Origin of the sequence: Streptomyces sp. R-74717 (assembly GCF_047305335.1) — a bacterium.
In the GTDB taxonomy this organism is placed as follows: Bacteria; Actinomycetota; Actinomycetes; order Streptomycetales; family Streptomycetaceae; genus Streptomyces; species Streptomyces atratus.
Window position 1 is genome coordinate 1,495,380 of sequence record NZ_CP102361.1, and the last position, 18,302, is coordinate 1,513,681.

Genomic DNA, 18,302 nt, shown 5'->3' on the forward strand with positions numbered 1-18,302 from the left:
GCGAAAACCGAAGAGACAGAAGCAACGAAACCGGAGAGGGACACTTCACATGGACACGATGCGTGACCGCTTCATCTCGACCACCTCACAGCTGCTGGACGAGGACCCCCGCCTCGCGCTGGTGCTGGCCGAGATCAGTCGGGACGGCTTCGACCGGGCCGCGCGGGCCCATCCGGACCGGGTCATCAATGTGGGAATCAGGGAACAGCTGCTGATCGGGACGGGCGCCGGGATGGCGCTCACCGGCCTGCGGCCGATCGTGCACACCTTCGCCAGCTTTCTGGTCGAGCGGCCGTTCGAGCAGGTCAAGCTGGACTTCGGCCATCAGGGAGTGGGCGGGGTGCTGGTGAGTGCCGGTGGCTCGTACGACTGGCCGGCCGGCGGCTTCACCCATATGTCACCGGGCGATGTCGCTCTCATGGACACCCTCGACGGCTGGACGGTGCACGTCCCGGGCCACCCCGACGAGGCCGAGGAGCTGCTGCGGCAGGCTGCGGCCGGGGACGGCAAGGTGTACGTACGGCTGTCGCTGCAGTCCAACGACCGGGCGCGACCGGTCGGCGCGGGGACCGGGTTCACCACGGTGCGGGAGGGGGAGGGCGCGGTGGTGATCGCGGTCGGGCCGATGCTCGACAATGTCCTCGCGGCGACCGACGGCCTCGATGTGACCGTGCTGTACGCGACGACGGTGCGCCCCTTCGACGCGGCCGGGCTGCGGCGGGCGGTCACTGATCACGGGGCGGCCGATGTGGTGATCGTCGAACCGTATCTGGCAGGCACGTCCACGGCCGCGGCCAATGACGCGCTCGCCGAGCTGCCGCACCGCGTGCTGGGCCTCGGGGTGGGGCGGGCCGAGCTGCGCAAGTACGGGGAAATGGACGAGCACCTCGCCGCCCATGGTCTGGATCCGCGGGGGCTGCGGGAGCGGATCGGCGGTTTCCTGCGCCGATGACCGGGGCAGCGGCCCTCGGACCGGGGCAACCGCTCTCCCTCGGCAGCGCCGGGAGCAGGAAGTCACCACGAAGTCACAGAGTGCGCTCCCGGTCCATTGACCCCATCAAGACCTGAACCTACTCTGAGCGATGCACTCCAGAAAGCGCTTTCTAAATCCCGCAGTCGGCATCTACCGCACAGGGAGCGCCCATGAGTCATCGTCATCACACGTTGCAAAGCCTCCCGTTAAGAGGTCACCGCTTTCCGTCACCGCTCATCGCCGTCACCACGCTCCTGGCGTTGGTCGTCGGTGTTCTGGTGGCCTCGCCGCCCCGGGCCCACGCGGCTTCCTTCCGGGTCCTGGTCTACTCCGAGGTCACCAACTTCCCTCACGACTCGATTCCCGCCGGGATCGAAGCGATCAAGAAGCTGGGCGCCGAGAACGGCTTCGAGGTCGAGGCGACCGACGACTCCGCCGTCTTCAATGACACCGATCTCGCCCGCTTCCAGGCGGTCGTGTTCAACAACACCAACTCCACACCGGAGACGGGTGACTTGCTGAACGCCGACGAGCGGGAGGCCCTGCAGAAGTACATCCGTGCGGGAGGCGGCTGGGTCGGTCTGCATGCCGCGTCCGCCAGTGAGCGCGACTGGGGCTGGTACGAGGGTCTTGTCGGTGCCATCTTCGACCAGCACCCGGCCGTGCAGACCGGCCGGATCAAGGTCCTCGATCACGCGCACCCCTCCACCAAGGGCCTTTTGGACCTCTGGGAGCGTACGGAGGAGTGGTACAACTGGCGCACCAATCCCACCTCCAGGGTGCACACCCTCGCGCAGATCAAGGTGCGCGACGGCGTCACCGGGCTCGACGAGGACGTGGACCATCCGTGGTCCTGGTGCCAGAACTACGACGGCGGCCGCTCCTGGTTCACCGCAGGCGGGCACGCGTCCTCGGCGTTCCAGGAGGAGGGCTTCGTCCAGCACCTTCTCGGCGGTATCGAATGGGCCGCGGGTGCGAAGCCCGGTGACTGCACGGCGACTCGGACCGGTTCGTTCCAGCGGACCGCGCTGACCACCAGCGACCTCGCCGACCCGTTCGAACTGGCCGTCGCCCCCGACCGCCGGGTGTTCTTCGCCCAGCGCACCGGGAAGCTGAAGGTCATCGACCAGCAGACGATGAAGGTGTCGACTGCGCTGGACTTCGCGTACACACCGGAGATGACCAGTCAGTCCGACGGACTGCTCGGCCTCGCCCTCGACCCGGGCTTCGCCACGAACAACTGGCTCTATCTGCTGCACTCCGACAAGACCCAGAAACAACTCAATCTCTCCCGGTTCACCGTCACCGGCAATACAGTCGATCCCGCGTCGGAGAAGCGGCTGCTGACCATTCCGACGTGGCGGGGCGAGGGCCGGGCCAATTCCCATATGGCCGGTTCGCTCGCCTTCGACAAGGCCGGCAATCTGTACGCGGCGACCGGGGACAACACCGATCCATTCGCCTCGGACGGCTTCAACCCGATCGACGAAAGCGCGGGCCGACGCGCCTGGGACGCCCAGGGCACAGCGGGCAATACGAACGATCTGCGCGGCAAGATTCTGCGCATCACACCCAGGGACGACGGTACGTACACCGTTCCCGAGGGCAATCTCTTCGCGCCCGGTACGGAGAAGACGCGTCCGGAGATCTACGCGATGGGGATGCGCAATCCCTTCCGGATCACCACCGATCCGCTGAGCGGCGCGCTGATGGTCGCCGACTACGGTCCGGACGCCAAGGAGGCGGTCGCCGATCGCGGGCCGGAGGGGACCGTCGAGTACACCCGTATCACGAAGGCGGGGAACTTCGGCTGGCCGTACTGCATAGGCAACAACACTCCTTTCAGTGACTACGACTTCACGACGAAGAAGTCGGGTCCGAAGTTCGACTGCGCGGCGCTCGTCAATGACTCACCCAACAACACCGGGCTGCGGGAACTGCCGCCCGCCCAGCCTGCCACCGTCTGGTACGCCTACTCCGCATCCGCCGAATTCCCGGAGCTCGGCACCGGAGGTGGCGGCCCGATGAGCGGTCCCGTCTACGACTACGACCCGGACAACACCTACCGCACCAAATTCCCGGAGTACTTCGAGGGGAAGTGGATCAACTACGAGCTGACCCGCCGGTGGTTCAAGACGTTCTCCTTCCAGCAGAAGGACCAGACGTTCGACGATCCGCGGTTCGCTCCCGTCAAGGCCGGTGAACTCCAGTCCATCAACGGCATCTTCCAGGACATGCAGTGGAACCAGCCCTTCGATGCCGACTTCGGTCCCGACGGGGCGCTGTACGTCATCGACTTCGGGCTCGGCAGCGGTACGGGCCGCGGTGGCAGCAACGAGGGTGCCGGGATCTACCGGATCGACTACGTCGGTGACGGACGGCTGCCCGATGCGAAGATCACCGCAAGCCGGGACAACGGTCCGGCGCCGCTGACGGTCGACTTCTCCAGCGCCGGTTCCGGACTGCCCGGCGACCGGCCGGTCTCGTACGCCTGGGACTTCGACGGGAACGGCACCACCGACTCGACCGACGCGAACCCCTCGTACACCTATCGCACGAAGGGACTGGTCACCGCGCGGCTCACGGTCACCGGGCCCGGCGGTCTCACGGCGCAGGCCGTACAGGACATCACCGTCGGCAACGCCCGTCCGGAGGTGACGATCAAACAGCCCCCGAACGGCGGGGTGTTCAGCTTCGGCGACACCATCCCCTTCACTGTCGAGGTCAAGGACAAGGAGGACGGGAAGAATGGGCCGATCGACTGCTCACGGGTGGTCGTGCAGTCGCAGCTCGGCCATGACACCCATCTGCATCCGCTCGACAACTACACCGGCTGCACAGGGGAGATCGTCACGGATGCCGGGGACAGCCACGGTCCGGGACAGAACCTGTACTACGGCATCACCGCTCAGTACGAGGACAAGGGCGCTCCGGGCGCACCCGCGCTGACCGGTTCCACCTCGCTCACTCTGCGTACCGCCTTCCGAGAGGCCGAGCACTTCACGGCGACCGGCGGTGCACACGGCGGCGCGGTGATCGGGAGCAGGGCCGATGCCTCCGGCGGGAAACGGCTGACCGAGATCGAGGACGGCGACTGGATCAGCTTCGATCCGGTGAACCTGAAGAACATCGGCTCGGTGACCGTCGGTGCGGCCTCCGGCGGGATCGGCGGAAGTGTCGAATTCCGGGCCGGATCGCCGACGGGCACCCTGCTCGGCAAGGTGACCGTCCCGAACACCGGTGACTGGGGCAAGGTCGTCTCACCGACGACGGCACTGACGGATCCCGGCGGCAGCATGAAGCTGTACGCGGTGTTCAGCAACCCTGAGTGGATCAGCGACAAGGCCGATCTGTTCGCGGTCGACTGGCTGCACTTCAACGGTCCCGGTGTCGAGAAGAGGCACGGTACGAAGGTCGCGGTGAAGGCGGCCCCGGCGACGGGCACCGCACCGCTCGCCGTGGCCCTGAGCAGTGTGGTCGAGCCGGTGGCCGGGCGCACGATCGCCTCGTACCACTGGGACTTCGGCGACAACACCAAAGCGGAGGGTGCGACTGCCACGCACACCTATGACCGGAAGGGTGCGTACACCGCGCATCTGACGGTCACCGACGACAAGGGCGACACCAGCACCGGTTATGTACGCATCGACGTGAGTTGAGAGGGGAGACCCGCATGGACCGCACACGACGCACCTTCCTCGGCACGGCCGTGGGCATCGCCGCAGCCGCAGGGCTCGGCACCGTCCCCGCGTCCGCCAGCGAGGCCCGCCGCTGCCGGCGCATCCCGCCGTCCGGGCTCGGCATGCACCTCTACACCATGCGTACGCCGTTGTCGACGGACTTCAGGGGCACCCTGGAGCGGCTCGCGGAGATCGGCTATGCCACGGTCGGGGTGAGCGGCCGGCACGGCCACAGCGCGGCCGACATCCGGCGGATGCTCGACGGGACCCGGCTGCGGGCCGTCCTCGAACATGTCGGCTACGACATCGTGAAGGGGGCCGGACTCCCCCAGGCACTGGAGGACATCCACACCCTGGGCGGCAAGTGGATCGTCGTGCCCAGCCTGCCGGGTTCGCTGCACAGTCCGGCCGGATACCGGGAAGTGGCCAAGGAGTTCAACCGCATAGGGCTCGCCGCCCGCGAGTCCGGACTGAAGCTGCTCTACCACAATCACGGGACGGACCATCAGGTGGTGGACGGCGTCAGCCTCTACGACATCCTGCTCACCGAAACCGACCCGGAACTGGTCGGTTTCGAGCTGGATCTGTACTGGGCGGCCAACGGCGGCGCCTCGGCGCCCGGGGAGCTCTTCGTACGGCATCCGCGACGCTTCCCGGCACTCCATGTGAAGGACATGGCGCCGAACGGAGATTTCGCGGATGTCGGCTCGGGGGTGCTGGACTTCCCGGCGATGTTCGACACGGCGCGGCAGGGCGGTGTGAAGCAGTGGCTGGTGGAGCACGACGCGCCGGCTGACCCGTTCGCCTCGGCGCTCGCGAGCTATACGTATCTGTCCCGGCTGCGCTACTGAGCGGGCAGGCACGCGGAGCGGCCCCGGGTTGCGCGTACCGCAGCCCGGGGCCGCTGCGTATTCAGCGGGCGGCGAGCAGTTCCCCGTACCAGTCGAGCGTCGAATCCACCGTGGCGGAAAGGGGGTTGGGGACGAGGCCGTACGCCTTCTCGATCGCCGAGGAGTCGACGATCTGCGCCTCCGTGTGCTGGTAGAACATCTCGGCGTACTCCGCCATGAAGACCTCGTCGAAGGGGCCGAACGGACGCGGTTCGTCGACGACCGTGATGCTCAGGGGGCGGCGTGCGTTCCTCGATCATCGCGAAGATCTGTCGGGTGGTCAGTGCCGGGGCGCGAGGATGCGGCAGCGGCGATGGGCGAAGCGGCGGCCGACGCATCGGCCGTATCGCAGGGCCCTCGCGGACGGCTGCACACGCTCGCCGATGCCTATCGGGCCTGGGCAGTCGAGGAGCCGCACCGCTATCTGCTGATCCAGGGCGCACCCGTGCCGGGCTATGTCGCTCCGGACGACACTCTGGACCGGGCCCGTGCCGTTCTCGGGCCTTTCCTGACGGTCTTCGCTGACGGGACACCGGGAGCCCAGGTCGCTGCGGCGGCGGCGGAGATGACCGCGTGGCTGGGCACGGACGAGGCTGTGGGCGCGTGGGTGGCCGAGTACGCACCGACTGCGGCCGGGGACACCGGGAAGTCGGCACAGGCGTTGGCGGGTGCGGTGCTGGCGTGGGCACAGCTGCACGGTTCTGTGGGACTGGAGGCCGCAGGGCAGTTCGTGGGCATGGGCCACAGCGGCGCCACGTTGCTGGGCGCGCAGACGGAGATGTTGGCGGACGCGTTCGGGCTGGAGTGAGCGGAACAGCCGTCCTGTCCTTCATCGCCCCGGACGGGCTCGGTCTTCAAGCCCGTCCGGCGGCCGAGGACACCGTCAGTCGTGCGCGGAAGCCGCACCCAGCAGGTCGCGGATGTGGGCGGCCGCGTCCCGGAACTCCGGGCGGCCCAGCGTCTCGCCGTACTCCCGTTCCGCATCCAGGCCCACCTCGATGATCTCGGAGATCGTGCCGGGACGGGGGCTCATCACCACCACGCGGTCGGCCAGATAGACGGCCTCCGAGATGGAGTGGGTGACCAGCAGGACGGTGGTGCGGGTCTCCCGCCAGATGCGGTTCAGCTCCATGTTCATCTGCTCGCGGGTGAGCGCGTCGAGCGCGCCGAACGGCTCGTCCATCAAGAGCACCGGGGGTTCGTGCAGCAGCGCCCGGCACAATGCCACTCGCTGCTGCATTCCGCCGGACAGCTCATGCGGATACGCGTCCTCGAAGCCGGCCAGGCCCGTCATCCGGATCAGCTCGTCGGTCCGGCCGCGCGCCTGCGACGGAGGCATCTTCCGGATCTCGGCCTGGAGCAGGATGTTGCGGCGCGCCGAGCGCCACTCCAGGAGGGCGGCGCGCTGGAACACGTAACCGATGTCGTGCCGCACACCGTCGACCTGCTCGCCGCCGAGCCGGACCTCGCCCGAGGACGGCTTCAGCAGTCCGGCGACCAGCTTGAGCAGGGTCGACTTGCCGCATCCGGACGGTCCGACGATCGCCACGAACTCACCGGGCGCCACATCGAGCGAGACCTCGCGCAACGCGGTGACATCGCGCTTCCTGCTGCGGAACCGGACCGCCACATCGGACAGTCCGACCGCGGCCGCGGCAGGAACCGGTGCCTTGGTCCGCGGCGTGTACTGCTCCGGCATCGTCATCCCTTCAGCGCCGTCTTCTCGTCCCAGTAGTCCGCGACGGCCTTCGGCTTGCTGACCATGCCCGCCTCGGCGAAGACGTCGATGGTCTGCTGCCAGTCGGCCTCGTCGTTCACTCCGGGCGCCTTCCCCTCGGTCGAGGAGGTGTGCAGCAGAGTGAGCGTCGTCTTGAACTGCTCGGCCAGGACCGCGGTCGGCGGCAGCTGCTCCGAGGCTCCGTCCATCGCCGCGACCGCCGGCCCGGGGGCCTTTTCGGCGGCCGCCCACGACTCGCTGACCGCCTGCACCATGCGTCCGGCGAGTTCGGACTTCGTGGCGAGGATCTTCTGTCCGGCGAGCAGACCGTTGGAGTAGAAGTTCAGCCCGTTCTCGGAGAAACGCAAGTACGAGACCTTCTTCTTGGCCTTGTCCTGCATGGTGGGGCCCTGGTCGCTGGCGTAGCCGAGGAGTCCGTCGGTCTTCCCGGAGATCACCGCGGCAATCTTGCCCGCCGGGTCGGTGTTCTGGACCTTGACGTCCGACGCGTCGAGGTTGTTCTTCTTCAGGAAGATCGGGAAGGTCTTGGAGAGCGCGTCACCGGCGGTCCCCGCAATGGTCTTTCCCTTGAGATCCGCAGGCGACTCGATGCCCTCGGCGTCGAAGGACTGCACCGACGCCGGGGTGGTCTGGAGGAAGACCCCGAGGCTCTTCACCTGGACGCCCTGGTCGACGCCCGCGAGCAGCGCCGGGGTGTCGGCCCAGCCGAAGTCGGTCTGACCCGCGGCGGTGGCCTGCACCGTCTTCTGCGAGCCCTGACCCGCCTGGATCTTCAGGTCGATGCCGTGCTTCTCGAAGATCTTCTGCTGCTTGCCGTAGTAGAACGGCGCGTGTTCGCCGTACGGATACCAGTTGAGCGTCAGCGTGACCTTGTCCAGCTTCTTGCCCGAGTCGCTCGTTGTGGTCGACGCGTCGTTGCCACCGCAGGCCGTGGCCACCAGGACGAGGGGTACGACACCGATCAGGAGTCTGCGCGCATGCATGGGCTGGCCCTTCTCGCGACGAAGTCGGTATGACGGAGTCAGTACGTGGTGGTGGCGGAGGCGTCCCGGCGGCTGGCGTGCCACGGGAGCAGCAGCATTTCGGCGATCTCCACGGCGACGAAGAGCACGACGCCGATGAGTGACATCACGAGCAGCCCGGCGAAGAGCATCGGGGTGTCGAGGTTGCCGTTGGCCTGGAGGATCACGTAGCCCAGGCCCTCGTTGGCGCCGACGAACTCACCGACGACCGCACCGGTGACCGCCAGGGTGACCGCGACCTTGAGCCCGGAGAAGAGATGCGGGAGCGAGGCCGGAAAGCGGATCTTGAGGAAGGTCTGCCAGGGCCCCGCGCCCATGGTCGCCGACAGCTGGAGCATCTCCGGGTCGACCGCCTTGAGGCCGGTGACCATGGAGATCACGACGGGGAAGAAGGCGATGAGCACGGCGATGAGAATCTTCGGCTCGATACCGAAGCCGAGCCAGACGACGAACAGCGGCGCGATCGCGATCTTCGGTACGACCTGGGCGAACAGCAGAATGGGATAGAGCGTGCGCTCGACGGTCGCGGAGTACACCATGACGACTGCCGCCAGTACACCGACGGCCACGGCGATCAGGAAGCCGAGCAGCGTTTCGTATGTGGTCACCCAGGTGTGCTGCCAGAGATAACCGGCCTTGCCGGTAAGGACATCGAGGGTCGCCCCGGGCGACGGCATGAGATACGGCTTCACCAGCTCCGCCGCCGAGATCACCCACCAGACGGCGAAACAGGCCAGCAGCAGGGCGACGGGCCGCCAGCTCCGCTCGGCCGCCCGCGCGAACCGCTCCCCCGCCGAGGGACCGGCCCGCCGGACAACTCCCTCCACTTCAGGGGGACTTTTGGTCAACGCGCTCTGGCTCACTGTGAACTCCCGCCGCTTCGGGTGCAGTTTTGGAGAGCTGTGCGATCCTGCGATGACGAGAAGGCGCTTTCAGAAAGCGCTTTCTGATAAGGTTTTCGCCACGCTAATGACTGCCTGCACGCACGGTCAATAGGTCGTCGACAAGTTTCGGGGCCTTCCACCACCGCGCCCTTGGGGGTCGAGTTGAGTGAACGGGGAACACCGCACCACCCGCAGCGGCGCGGCGGCCTTCCCGCAGCGGCGCATGTGACGCTCGACGCCGTGGCCCGGGAGGCCGGGGTGTCCCCCGCCACCGCCTCGCGCGCCCTCAACGGCACGACCCGGGTACGCGACGATCTGCGAGAGCGGGTACGGGCGGCGGCGGACCGGCTCGACTACATCCCGAACGCCCATGCGCAGGCACTCGCGAATTCGACCAACAACCGTACGGTGGGAGTCATCTGCCATGACGTCGGTGACCCGTACTTCGCCGCAGTGTCGAGTGGCGTGATGCGCGCCGCGGCCGAGCAGGATCTGCTGGTGATGCTGGCCTCCACCTTCCGGGAACCCGCCCGGGAGATCGCCTACGTCTCGATGCTGCGGGCTCAGCGCGCCCGGGCGATCCTGCTCATCGGCTCCGGCTTCCAGGACCGGGCGTGGGAGCGGGCCCTGGATGCCGAACTGGAGCCCTACGTACGGGGCGGGGGGCGAGTGGCCGTCGTCAGCAGGCATCGCAGCCTGCGGGTGGACACCGTACAGCCGGAGAACCGGGCGGGGGCGGCCTCGCTCGCCCGGACGCTGGTGGGGCTCGGGCACCGCACGTTCGCGGTGCTCACCGGCCCACCCGCGCTGACCACTGTCTCCGACCGGCTCACTGGCTTCCGGGAAGGGCTCGCGGAGTCGGGAATCGGGATCGACCGGGTCGTGGAGGGCGCGTTCACTCGCGACGGCGGGTACGCGGCGGCCCGGCGGTTGCTGGCCTGCGGCCGGCCGCGGCCGACCTGTGTGTTCGCGGTCACCGATGTGATGGCGGTCGGTGCGCTCGCCGCGCTGCGGGAGGAGGGGCTGCGAGTGCCGGAGGATGTCTCGCTCGCCGGGTTCGACGACATTCCGCTGGTACGGGAGTTGTCGCCGGCGCTCACCACGGTGGCGCTGCCGCTGACCTCGATGGGCGAGGACGTGATCGCCCTGGCGCTGCGGGAGCCGTCCGCGGGACGGCGGGCCCGGGTGGTGCGGGTGGCGGGAGATGTCGTGGTGCGGGCGAGCACGGGAACGCCGCCGGTCGGGTGAGCGGCGGCATTCGGGTGCCGAGGTGCCCTCCACCGTGATTCGCCCGGCGACGGAGGGCGGACCGCAAAGACCGACCGGCAAATGGGGGGTGGGAGAAGGAGCGGGGCTGGGTGCGTGCAGCTGCAAGGCGGAGGATTGAGCCAACGCGATGGGGTCTCCCCTGCTCGAGCGAAGCCGAGAGCTTGGGGAAGTTGGTGATTGACGACAACGCCGGAGGGGGTCCCCCCTGGCCCTTAAGGCCTTGGGGGAGTGCGTGCCCAGCCCCGCGACGCCGCCCCCCATTTGCCGGTCGGTCTACGGGTGGACGAGCACCTGGGAGAGTGCCACGCGTCCCGTGCCGGAGGTCACGATCTTCACCGTGCGGGTCCGGCTGTCCAGGTTCAGGACCGTCGGGCGCAGCGCCTTCCCGCTGACGTGCACCGTCGCGTCGTCGGTGACGACATCGAAGTCGGCTGTCGTGGAGGAGGAGTTGTTCCAGATCTCGATCTGACGGATGCGCTGCTCGCTGCCCAGGTCGACCTGCCACCAGGCGCCCGCCTCGGACAGCGTGCGGGTGTCCGTGTTGGTGTCGGCGTCCAGTGCGAGCGCCGCGGCCGCCGTGCCCTCGGTGGAGGACTGGGTCGCGGTGCCGGTACGGGCCAGGTCGGTCCGCAGCTGCTCGACCGGGCCGCCGTGGGCGCCTGCCCGGGCTGCGACGGCGAGGGCTTCGGCCGACAGCCGGTCCAGACCGGTGAGGTTGTCCGTCATGACCGAGCCCGTGCCGCCGAGTGCCGGCGCCGCGGTGTCGGTCCAGTTGCCCCGGGCGGTGTTCTGGATGCCGTAATCCGCCCAGTTCGAAACCCACTTGTAGCCGATGCGGGTGATGACGTTCTTCTCGACGACGATGTGCGAGGACTGTTCGTCGAGGTAGATGCCGTTGCCGTCGCGCTCGGTGTTGCCGAAGGCGGAGCGGTTGATGTAGTTGCCGGAGACGACCGTGCCCGGCTGCGCGCCCTGGGTGTAGATCGCGCCGCCGTCGTGCTGCGCCCGGTCGACTTCCATGACATTGGTGATGCGGTTGTCGGTCACCTTGTTGTCGCGCAGCACGGACTTCTGGGCCTCGGGCTGGTTCCAGCCCCAGCCGACCGAGATCCCGGAGTACGGAAGATGGTCCAGGCTGTTGTGGTCGACGGTCAGCGCTGCCTCGTAACCGGCCCAGATGCCCACCGAGTCGGTGTACTCGACGCCGGAGCGGGTGATGGTGTTGTACGCGATCGTGTTCCGCTCCCCCGCGAGCGCCGCCCCGGGCATCGGCTCGGTGTCGCCCACGTACACCGCGCCGGAGGACAGATCGGTGAAGGACGAGCGGATCAGGGAACTGTCCTTGGTACCCGCTTCGAGGATGGCGCCCGCCCCGCCGAGCCGGCTGAACCGGGCGTTCTCGATGCTGATGTGCTGTCCGCCGCGGACAATGATCGCGGCGGACGGCTTTGTGTAGAAGCGGCCCGCGTGGTCGACGGGGCCGGTGGCTCCGGTCAGGGTGAGACCGGCCTGCATGCCCGCGTAGCCCTCATCCGTGTCCGGCCGGCGGTAAGCCGCATACGCGAAGCCGATCCCGTCCACGGTGACATCGTGGGCACCGTCGACGACGAGCAGTTGTTCGGTGTGCGGAGTGACAGCCTGCGCATGGCGCATGTTCTCGCCCTTGCGCGGCAGGTACGTGACGGCGCGGTTCTGCGAATTCCACACGAACTCGCCCGGCTGGTCGAGGAGTTCGGGGGCATTCTCGAAGAAGGCGACGCCGCTGTAGCGGGTGGAGTCGACCGTGGTGGAGTCCCAGGCCGGTCCGGTGCGGTTGGTGCCGCTCGCCGAGTTGGTCCAGCAGGGCTGGGCGAACGTCATGACGTCGCCGCTGACGCCGGTGATCCGGCAGTGGTAGTTGCGCCAGCGGACCCGGATGACGGCTTCGGCGTCGGTGGGGCGCTGCCACCGGTCGATCCCGGTGGCGACGGCGCCGGTCATCCCGGTCCTGGTGGCGTCGCAGGTGCTCGCCGCGCAGGCCGCGCCCCGGGCGCGGGTTGCGCGCCTGCCGTCGATGAAGAGCTGGCGGGGGGTGACGCCGGCCGGGACGTCGGCGGTCCAGGTGCCGTCGGCGCTCTCCCGCCAGCCGGTGATGTCCTGTCCGCCGGAGAGGACGGGGCGGGCTCCGGGGGCCGCGGTCCAGGTGACCGTGTGGCCGTCCTTCCCGGAGTCGGCGGCGCCGAGCTTCAGGGGTTCGTCGCGCTTGTACGTACCGTTCTTCAGAAGTACGCGGACGTCGCGACCGGTCTCGGTGCGTGCCTGGTCGCGGGCGCCTTCCGGGGTACAGGGGCGGGCGACCGTACAGGAGGTGCCGTGTCCGTCCGGGGCCGCGTACAGGGTGCGGGGGCCGGGTGCGGCCTGGGCGGTCGGGGCGGCGAGGAGCGCGGCCAGGAAGGCGGCGGTGGCGGCAGCGGCGGTACCTCGTACGACGTTCAGGGAGCGGCGGTTCACGCGGAGGCCTTCCAGTCGGGGTGGCCGGGCATGGGCGGGTTCACGGCTCCGAAGAGCCAGCCGCGCAGGAACGGGTCGAGGGACTTGTCGCCGGTGACGTCGACCGTGTGCCGGATGAAGGCCTCGCTGGTGCAGGTGGAGTCCTTGAAGCGCTTCACCCACTCACGCATGACCCGGTCGAACCGCCGCTGACCGATCTGAAGGCTGAGGGCGTACAGGACGAGTGCGCCACCGTCGTAGATGTTGGTGCCGCCGAGCGCCTTCGGGAGTCCGGGCGGGCCGTCGGTGGCGCGGATGGCGTCGAGCTTCGCGTACGTGGCCTTCATCTTGTCCTCGAAGACCGACCAGCCGCGCTCCTCACCGTACAGGCCGGCGTAGTACACGGCGGGGCCCTCGTTGAGCCATGCCTGCTGCCAGTCGTTCGGGGTGACCCAGTCGCCGAACCACTGGTGGACGAGCTCGTGGACCATGGTGGTCTCGTAGCCGGGCTGCCCGTTGGCGTTGAGCTTGAACCAGTTGGTGGAGAACAGGGAGAGAGTCTGGTTCTCCAGGGCGTCGGTGTAGCCGTCGTAGATGTGGACGCCGTAGACGGAGAACGGGTAGCGGCCGAACTTCGCCTCCAGCCAGTCCAGATGGTCCGCGGTACGGGCGACGACCGGACCGTACTTGTCCTCCTGTCCCTGCGGGACGATGTGCCGCAGCGGGAGTCCGCGGTGGCCGGTGCCGTACAGATAGGTGCCCTTGACGACGGCGATGCCGATGAGTTCGGTCGCCATGCGCTCGCGCAGGGCGAAGTGCCAGACGGTGGAGCCGTCGGACCGGGGGGTCTTGTGGAGCAGTTCGCCGTTGGCGGCGGCGACATAGCCCTGCGGGGCGCTGATGTGGAAGGTCCACGTCGCCTTGTCGGACGGGGTGTCGTTGCAGGGCAGGAAGGTGTCGGCGCGGGAGGACTGGGCCGCGGAGGCGAAGCCGCCGTCGGTGCCGAACCTCCAGCCGGTCAGCCCGAGTCGGGGCGCCTTGCCGTTGCCGCGGTAACGCACCTCGACGGTGAACGCCTGCCCGTTGTGGAGCGGTCGGGCGGGGGTGATGGTGAGCTCCTGGCCGCTCTTGCCGGGCGAGAGCTCCCAGTCGGCGGGGCGGCCGGCGACGGTGACGGAGCCGATGGTGTGGCCGTCGGTGTCCAGGTTGAAAGCGGAGAGGTCCTGGGTGGCCTTGGCGTTGATCTTCACGACGGCGGTGAAGTCGTAGGTCACCGGGGTGAAGTCGAAGGTGAGGTCGTAGTGGACGACCTGGTAGCCGCCGTTGCCGAGGGTGGGGAAGAGCGGGTCGCCGACGCCGTCGGAGCCGGGCTTCGGTTCGAAGCCGTGCGGCTGTGCGATGGCGCTCGAGCCGAGTGCGGGTACGGCGACGGCCGCCGCCACTGCCGCGCCGCCGAGTCTGAGGGCCGAGCGTCGCGTCGTCACTTCTTCCCCTTCTGGAAGGCGTCCTCGAACTCGCCGCGGGCCTGCTCGCCGCCCTTGGCCAGGTAGTCCTTGACGAGCTGGTCGTAGGCGGACATGGGCTTGCGACCCGAGATGATGTCCTTGAGCGCGTCCTGCTTGAACGTGTAGAGGCTGCCGGATCCCTTCGAGTCCCAGGTGGGCGAGGAGTACTGCAGGGTCGGGTCCTGCTCCATGATCGGAATCATCTTGGTGAACGCGTCGTGGACGTGGCGGACGCCCTGCTCCGAGTCGGCGCTGAAGATGGCGGGGACGGCGGAGGCCATGAACTTCCACGGCACGGTGACGTCCTGGGTGCCCTGCTTGGTGAGGGCCGGGTTGCCCTTGGCGTCACGGGTGAAGTCCTTGCCCTCGACGCCGTAGTTGATCAGCGTGTACTCCTGGCTGCCGAACGGAGAGGCGGCGAAGTCGGCGAGGGCCAGGATCTCCTTGACCCGGTCCCCGGACGCCTTCTTCACATGGGTGTTCTCCAGCTTGACGTTGTCCATCCAGGCGATGGCGTCCTTGCCGAACGGGACGAAGGGGCGCGGGTCGTACTTCTTGTCGATCGCCTGCATGGAGGCGATGTAGCCGACGCCGGGCGCCAGGTAGGTGGGCATGCCGTCGTAGACGTATGCGCCCTTGCCGTTCTTGAACATGTCCGTGTACTGGGCCTTCTGCGCCCCGGACATCTGAAGGGTGCCCGGATAGAAACAGCCCGCCTTGTACAGCAGCCGGGCCGTCTCCACTGCCTTGCGGTACTCCGGGGTCTCCAGGTCGGTGGTGAACTTGCCCGTCTTGGCGTCGAGCCGCCAGTAGTAGGGCGCGCCCGCAGACATCGCAAGCATGGTGGTGGCGCCCGCGATGATCGCGTACTGGTCCTTCTTGGGCCGGGTCAGCTCCTTGCAGACCTCGACGAACCTGTCGAGGCCCGAGATCTGGGCGAGGTCGGTGACGCCGACCTCTTCGAAAAGGTCGTGGCGGTAGAAGCCGGCGCCGCCGGTGCCGGTGCGGGCGATCGGGATGCCGTACAGCTTCCCGCCGAAGATCGCGGCCTGCCAGGCGCCCTTCGGGATGGCAGCCAGGTTCGGGTAGTCCTTGGCCTTGTCCCCGGCGAGGTACGGCGTCAGGTCGGCGCACTTGGCCTGGAGGAAGGCCGCCTTGTTGTCGACACCTCCGACCTCGGGGTACATGAAGAGATCGGGCAGGCTGTCGCTCGCGACCATGGTGGAGAACTTGGTGCCGTAGTCGTCGGCGGGGACGGCGGTGATGTTCACCTGGCCACCGAGGAGCTTCTCGATCTCCTGCCACGCGGCGTTCTTGCCGCGGGCGGGCGGCGGCGGGGAGAAGGTCTCCATCGTCGCGCTGATCGGCTTCGCCCCCTTGAGCGGGGTGCCCTTCGTGGCCCGCAGCGGCTTGGCCGGGTAGCTGAAGCAGCCCTGCGGAACACCGGCCGCGGTGCCCGCCAGGTCGGGCTTGAGGCCGATGTTGCGGACCGCGGTGTCCGGGAGCAGGGAGGCGCTCTTGGCCTCCGCCTTCGCGGTCGTGCCGCCGTCGCCGCAGGCGGCGAGCAGCGGGGCGGCGGCCAGTGAGAGACCGACGCCCGCACCCATGCGGAACAGTGCTCTGCGGTTGATGGGGGTGGAGCTCGACACCTGAATCTCCTTGAGAGAGGGGAAGGAAGGAGTGGGGGGGGCGGTGGCTGCGCTCAGCCCTTGATGGCGCCTGTGAGCACGCCCTTGGTGAAGTAGCGCTGGAGGAACGGGTAGACACAGAGGATCGGTACGACGGCGATCACCAGGACCGCCATCTGTACGGCCTGCTGCGGGGCGAGCACCTCACCGGCCGAGGCGGCGTTCAGGCTCTGGCCCTGCAGGACATAGGTGCGCAGCACCATGGGCAGCGGCCACTTGTCGGAGTCGCCCAGGTACAGGAGCGAGTTGAAGAAGGCGTTCCAGTACGTCACCGCGTAGAAGAGGCTGATCACGGCGAGGACGGCCTTGGACAGCGGCAGGACGATCCGCACCAGGATGCGGAAGTCTCCGGCCCCGTCGACCTTCGCGGCGTCGTACAGCTCCTCCGGCAGGTTCATGAAGAAGGATCGCAGAACGACCAGGTTGAAGGCGCTGACCAGGGTGGGCATGACGAGCGCCGCGTAGGTGTCGTACAGCCCGAGTCCCTTGACCAGCAGGAAGTTCGGGATGATGCCCGCGTTGAAGAGCATCGTGAACAGGGCCGTCATCAGAATGAAGCGGGAGCCCGTGACGTCGCGGCGGGAGAGTCCGTACGCCATGCCGACGGTGACGAGCAGGCTGGCGAGGGTGCCGAGGACGGTGATGCCGACGGAGACGATCAGCGCGCGGGTGACGACTCCGCCGGTGAAGATGGTGCGGTAGGCGTCCAGGGTGGGGTGGTCCGGCCACAGGACGAGGCCGGAGCTCTTGATGATGTCGGTCTGTGAGGCGAAGCTCGTGCCGATGACGCCGACCAGCGGGTAGGCGACGGCGAGGACGACCACGACGACGGCGACCGCCTTGGCGATCTGCCCGATGCGGGTCGGCCGCTCCATCCACGGGGGTCGGCCGTCGGACTTGCGGACGGTGGCGGGCCGGGGCGCCGGGGCGGTGGATTCCGATGTGGCGCGCGTTTTCTCAGCGGTCAGCACCGCGGTACACCCCTTCGTGGCCGAGTCGGTGGGCAAACTTGTTCGCGCCCAGGACGAGTGCGGTGCCGATGACCGCCTTGACGAGTCCGACGGCGGCGGCGACGCCCCAGTCGTTGTCCTTGATGCCGTGGTAGTAGACGTAGGTGTCGAGGACCTCACCGGCGTCCGGGCCGACCGCGTCGCGCTGGAGCAGGATCTGCTCGAAGCCGACGGAGAGCATCTGCCCGAGGTTGAGGATGAGCAGCAGGATGAGTACGGGGGCGATGCCCGGCAGGGTCACGTGCCAGAGGCGGCGCCGCGGGCCCGCGCCGTCGATCGCGGCGGCCTCGTACTGCTGCCGGTCGATGTTCAGCAGCGCGGCGAGGATGATGATCGTGCCCCAGCCGGCGTCCTTCCAGGCCACCTGGAGGGTCAGCAGCCAGGGGAAGGCGTCGGGGTCGCTCATCATGTCGTAGCGCGGCAGCCCCAGACCGCCGAGGACGTCGGGCAGAAGCCCGGCGCCGCCCAGGATCTGCTGGAAGATCGAGACGATGATGACCCAGCCGATGAAGTGCGGCAGATAGACGACGCTCTGCACGAAGCGCCTGATGCGGTCGCTGGCGATGCTGTTGAGCAGCAGGGCCAGGGCGACCGGGACCGGGAAGAAGAACACCAGTTGGACGAGGGCGATCTCCAGGGTGTTGAACGTCGCGGACCAGAAGGCCGGCTCGCCGAACGCCGCGGAGAAGTTGGCGAACCCCACCCAGACGCTGTGCATGTAGCCGAGGTACGGCTGGTAGTCCTGGAACGCCACCACATAGCCGAGCAGCGGTACGTAGTGGAAAACGACGAAGTACAGCAGGCCGGGCAGGGTGAGCAGCAGCATCACCCGGTCCCGCTTGATCCGCTGCCAGAGCGTCAGCCGGTGCTGTGCGACAACGGCCTGGGCAGCGGGCGGGGAGGGTATTTCAGCCTTCTGCTGCCGCTTCTCCCGCGGCAACGAGGGTGCTGTTTCAGCCATGGTGCGTCCTGTTCGGCTGGGTGGCGCATGGTGAGCCTTCTGGGGCCGCAAGTTAGTAAGCGGTTAACCCGAGCGTCAAGAGATCCAGGTAAATGTCGTTGAGACGCGATGTCCTCACCATCAAATCCAGCCCAACGAATCAACAAAAATACTTCTCAAGCGGACAGTTGGGGCGGCGGTGAGCTTGACGGTCGACCATCGCGCTCCTTAGCG

General features: G+C 68.2%; 13 protein-coding genes and 1 pseudogene. 5 read left to right on the forward strand and 9 right to left on the reverse strand.

Annotation, left to right across the window (positions count from 1 at the left end; translation table 11 throughout):
- Positions 1-49 precede the first annotated feature (49 nt).
- From NRF20_RS06915 to NRF20_RS06925, 3 genes are all read left to right on the forward strand, one after another.
- Positions 50-952, forward strand: coding sequence for a transketolase family protein (locus NRF20_RS06915; RefSeq protein WP_398632765.1), 903 nt, complete (start codon positions 50-52; stop codon positions 950-952).
- A gap of 191 nt (positions 953-1,143) precedes the next feature.
- Entirely contained in the window at positions 1,144-4,632 is a 3,489-nt protein-coding gene (locus NRF20_RS06920; protein WP_413752224.1) for a ThuA domain-containing protein, read from the forward strand.
- A 14-nt stretch (positions 4,633-4,646) separates the two neighbouring features.
- Positions 4,647-5,504 (forward strand): sugar phosphate isomerase/epimerase family protein, encoded by an 858-nt coding sequence (locus NRF20_RS06925; protein WP_413752225.1) that lies wholly within the window; start codon positions 4,647-4,649, stop codon positions 5,502-5,504.
- Positions 5,505-5,565: 61 nt separating this feature from the next.
- On the opposite strand, the pseudogene NRF20_RS06930 reads toward NRF20_RS06925, so the two are convergent.
- Positions 5,566-5,842, reverse strand: a pseudogene (locus tag NRF20_RS06930) (epimerase); the annotation flags it as partial.
- A 14-nt stretch (positions 5,843-5,856) separates the two neighbouring features.
- On the opposite strand from NRF20_RS06930, the gene NRF20_RS06935 reads away from it, so the two are divergent.
- Positions 5,857-6,351, forward strand: a complete 495-nt coding sequence (locus NRF20_RS06935) for a TetR-like C-terminal domain-containing protein (RefSeq protein ID WP_413752226.1) — start codon at positions 5,857-5,859, stop codon at positions 6,349-6,351.
- 75 nt (positions 6,352-6,426) lie between these two features.
- Here the strand turns inward: NRF20_RS06935 and NRF20_RS06940 are convergent, their stop codons facing one another.
- The 3 genes from NRF20_RS06940 to NRF20_RS06950 are packed head-to-tail and all read right to left on the reverse strand — an operon-like array spanning position 6,427 to position 9,166.
- Positions 6,427-7,248 (reverse strand): ABC transporter ATP-binding protein, encoded by an 822-nt coding sequence (locus NRF20_RS06940; RefSeq protein ID WP_398632761.1) that lies wholly within the window; start codon positions 7,246-7,248, stop codon positions 6,427-6,429.
- A complete protein-coding gene (locus NRF20_RS06945; RefSeq protein WP_398632760.1) occupies positions 7,245-8,264 on the reverse strand; it encodes an ABC transporter substrate-binding protein in 1,020 nt (339 codons plus the stop codon). The genes NRF20_RS06940 and NRF20_RS06945 overlap by 4 nt, the downstream gene beginning before the upstream one ends.
- A 38-nt stretch (positions 8,265-8,302) precedes the next feature.
- A complete protein-coding gene (locus NRF20_RS06950) occupies positions 8,303-9,166 on the reverse strand; it encodes an ABC transporter permease (RefSeq protein WP_413752227.1) in 864 nt (287 codons plus the stop codon).
- Between the two features lie 246 nt (positions 9,167-9,412).
- Between NRF20_RS06950 and NRF20_RS06955 the strand changes: the two genes are divergently transcribed.
- Positions 9,413-10,435 (forward strand): LacI family DNA-binding transcriptional regulator, encoded by a 1,023-nt coding sequence (locus tag NRF20_RS06955; protein WP_413754541.1) that lies wholly within the window; start codon positions 9,413-9,415, stop codon positions 10,433-10,435.
- A 294-nt stretch (positions 10,436-10,729) separates the two neighbouring features.
- On the opposite strand, the gene NRF20_RS06960 is transcribed toward NRF20_RS06955, so the two are convergent.
- From NRF20_RS06960 to NRF20_RS06980, 5 genes are all read right to left on the reverse strand, one after another.
- The gene (locus tag NRF20_RS06960; RefSeq protein ID WP_398632758.1) at positions 10,730-12,946 is read right to left on the reverse strand and encodes a right-handed parallel beta-helix repeat-containing protein; all 2,217 of its coding nucleotides are present in this window, start codon (positions 12,944-12,946) and stop codon (positions 10,730-10,732) included.
- On the reverse strand, positions 12,943-14,409 hold the full coding sequence (locus NRF20_RS06965; RefSeq protein WP_398632757.1) for a M1 family metallopeptidase: 1,467 nt from the start codon (positions 14,407-14,409) through the stop codon (positions 12,943-12,945). Before NRF20_RS06965 ends, NRF20_RS06960 begins: the two co-directional genes overlap by 4 nt.
- A complete protein-coding gene (locus NRF20_RS06970) occupies positions 14,406-16,079 on the reverse strand; it encodes an extracellular solute-binding protein (protein ID WP_398632756.1) in 1,674 nt (557 codons plus the stop codon). The genes NRF20_RS06965 and NRF20_RS06970 overlap by 4 nt, the downstream gene beginning before the upstream one ends.
- Before the next feature lie 53 nt (positions 16,080-16,132).
- Positions 16,133-16,993 carry a carbohydrate ABC transporter permease gene (locus NRF20_RS06975; RefSeq protein WP_266365036.1) on the reverse strand — a complete coding sequence of 287 codons (861 nt, stop codon included), beginning with the start codon at positions 16,991-16,993 and terminating at the stop codon, positions 16,133-16,135.
- Positions 16,994-17,075: 82 nt separating this feature from the next.
- Positions 17,076-18,089, reverse strand: a complete 1,014-nt coding sequence (locus NRF20_RS06980) for an ABC transporter permease (protein WP_413752228.1) — start codon at positions 18,087-18,089, stop codon at positions 17,076-17,078.
- Positions 18,090-18,302 lie beyond the last annotated feature (213 nt).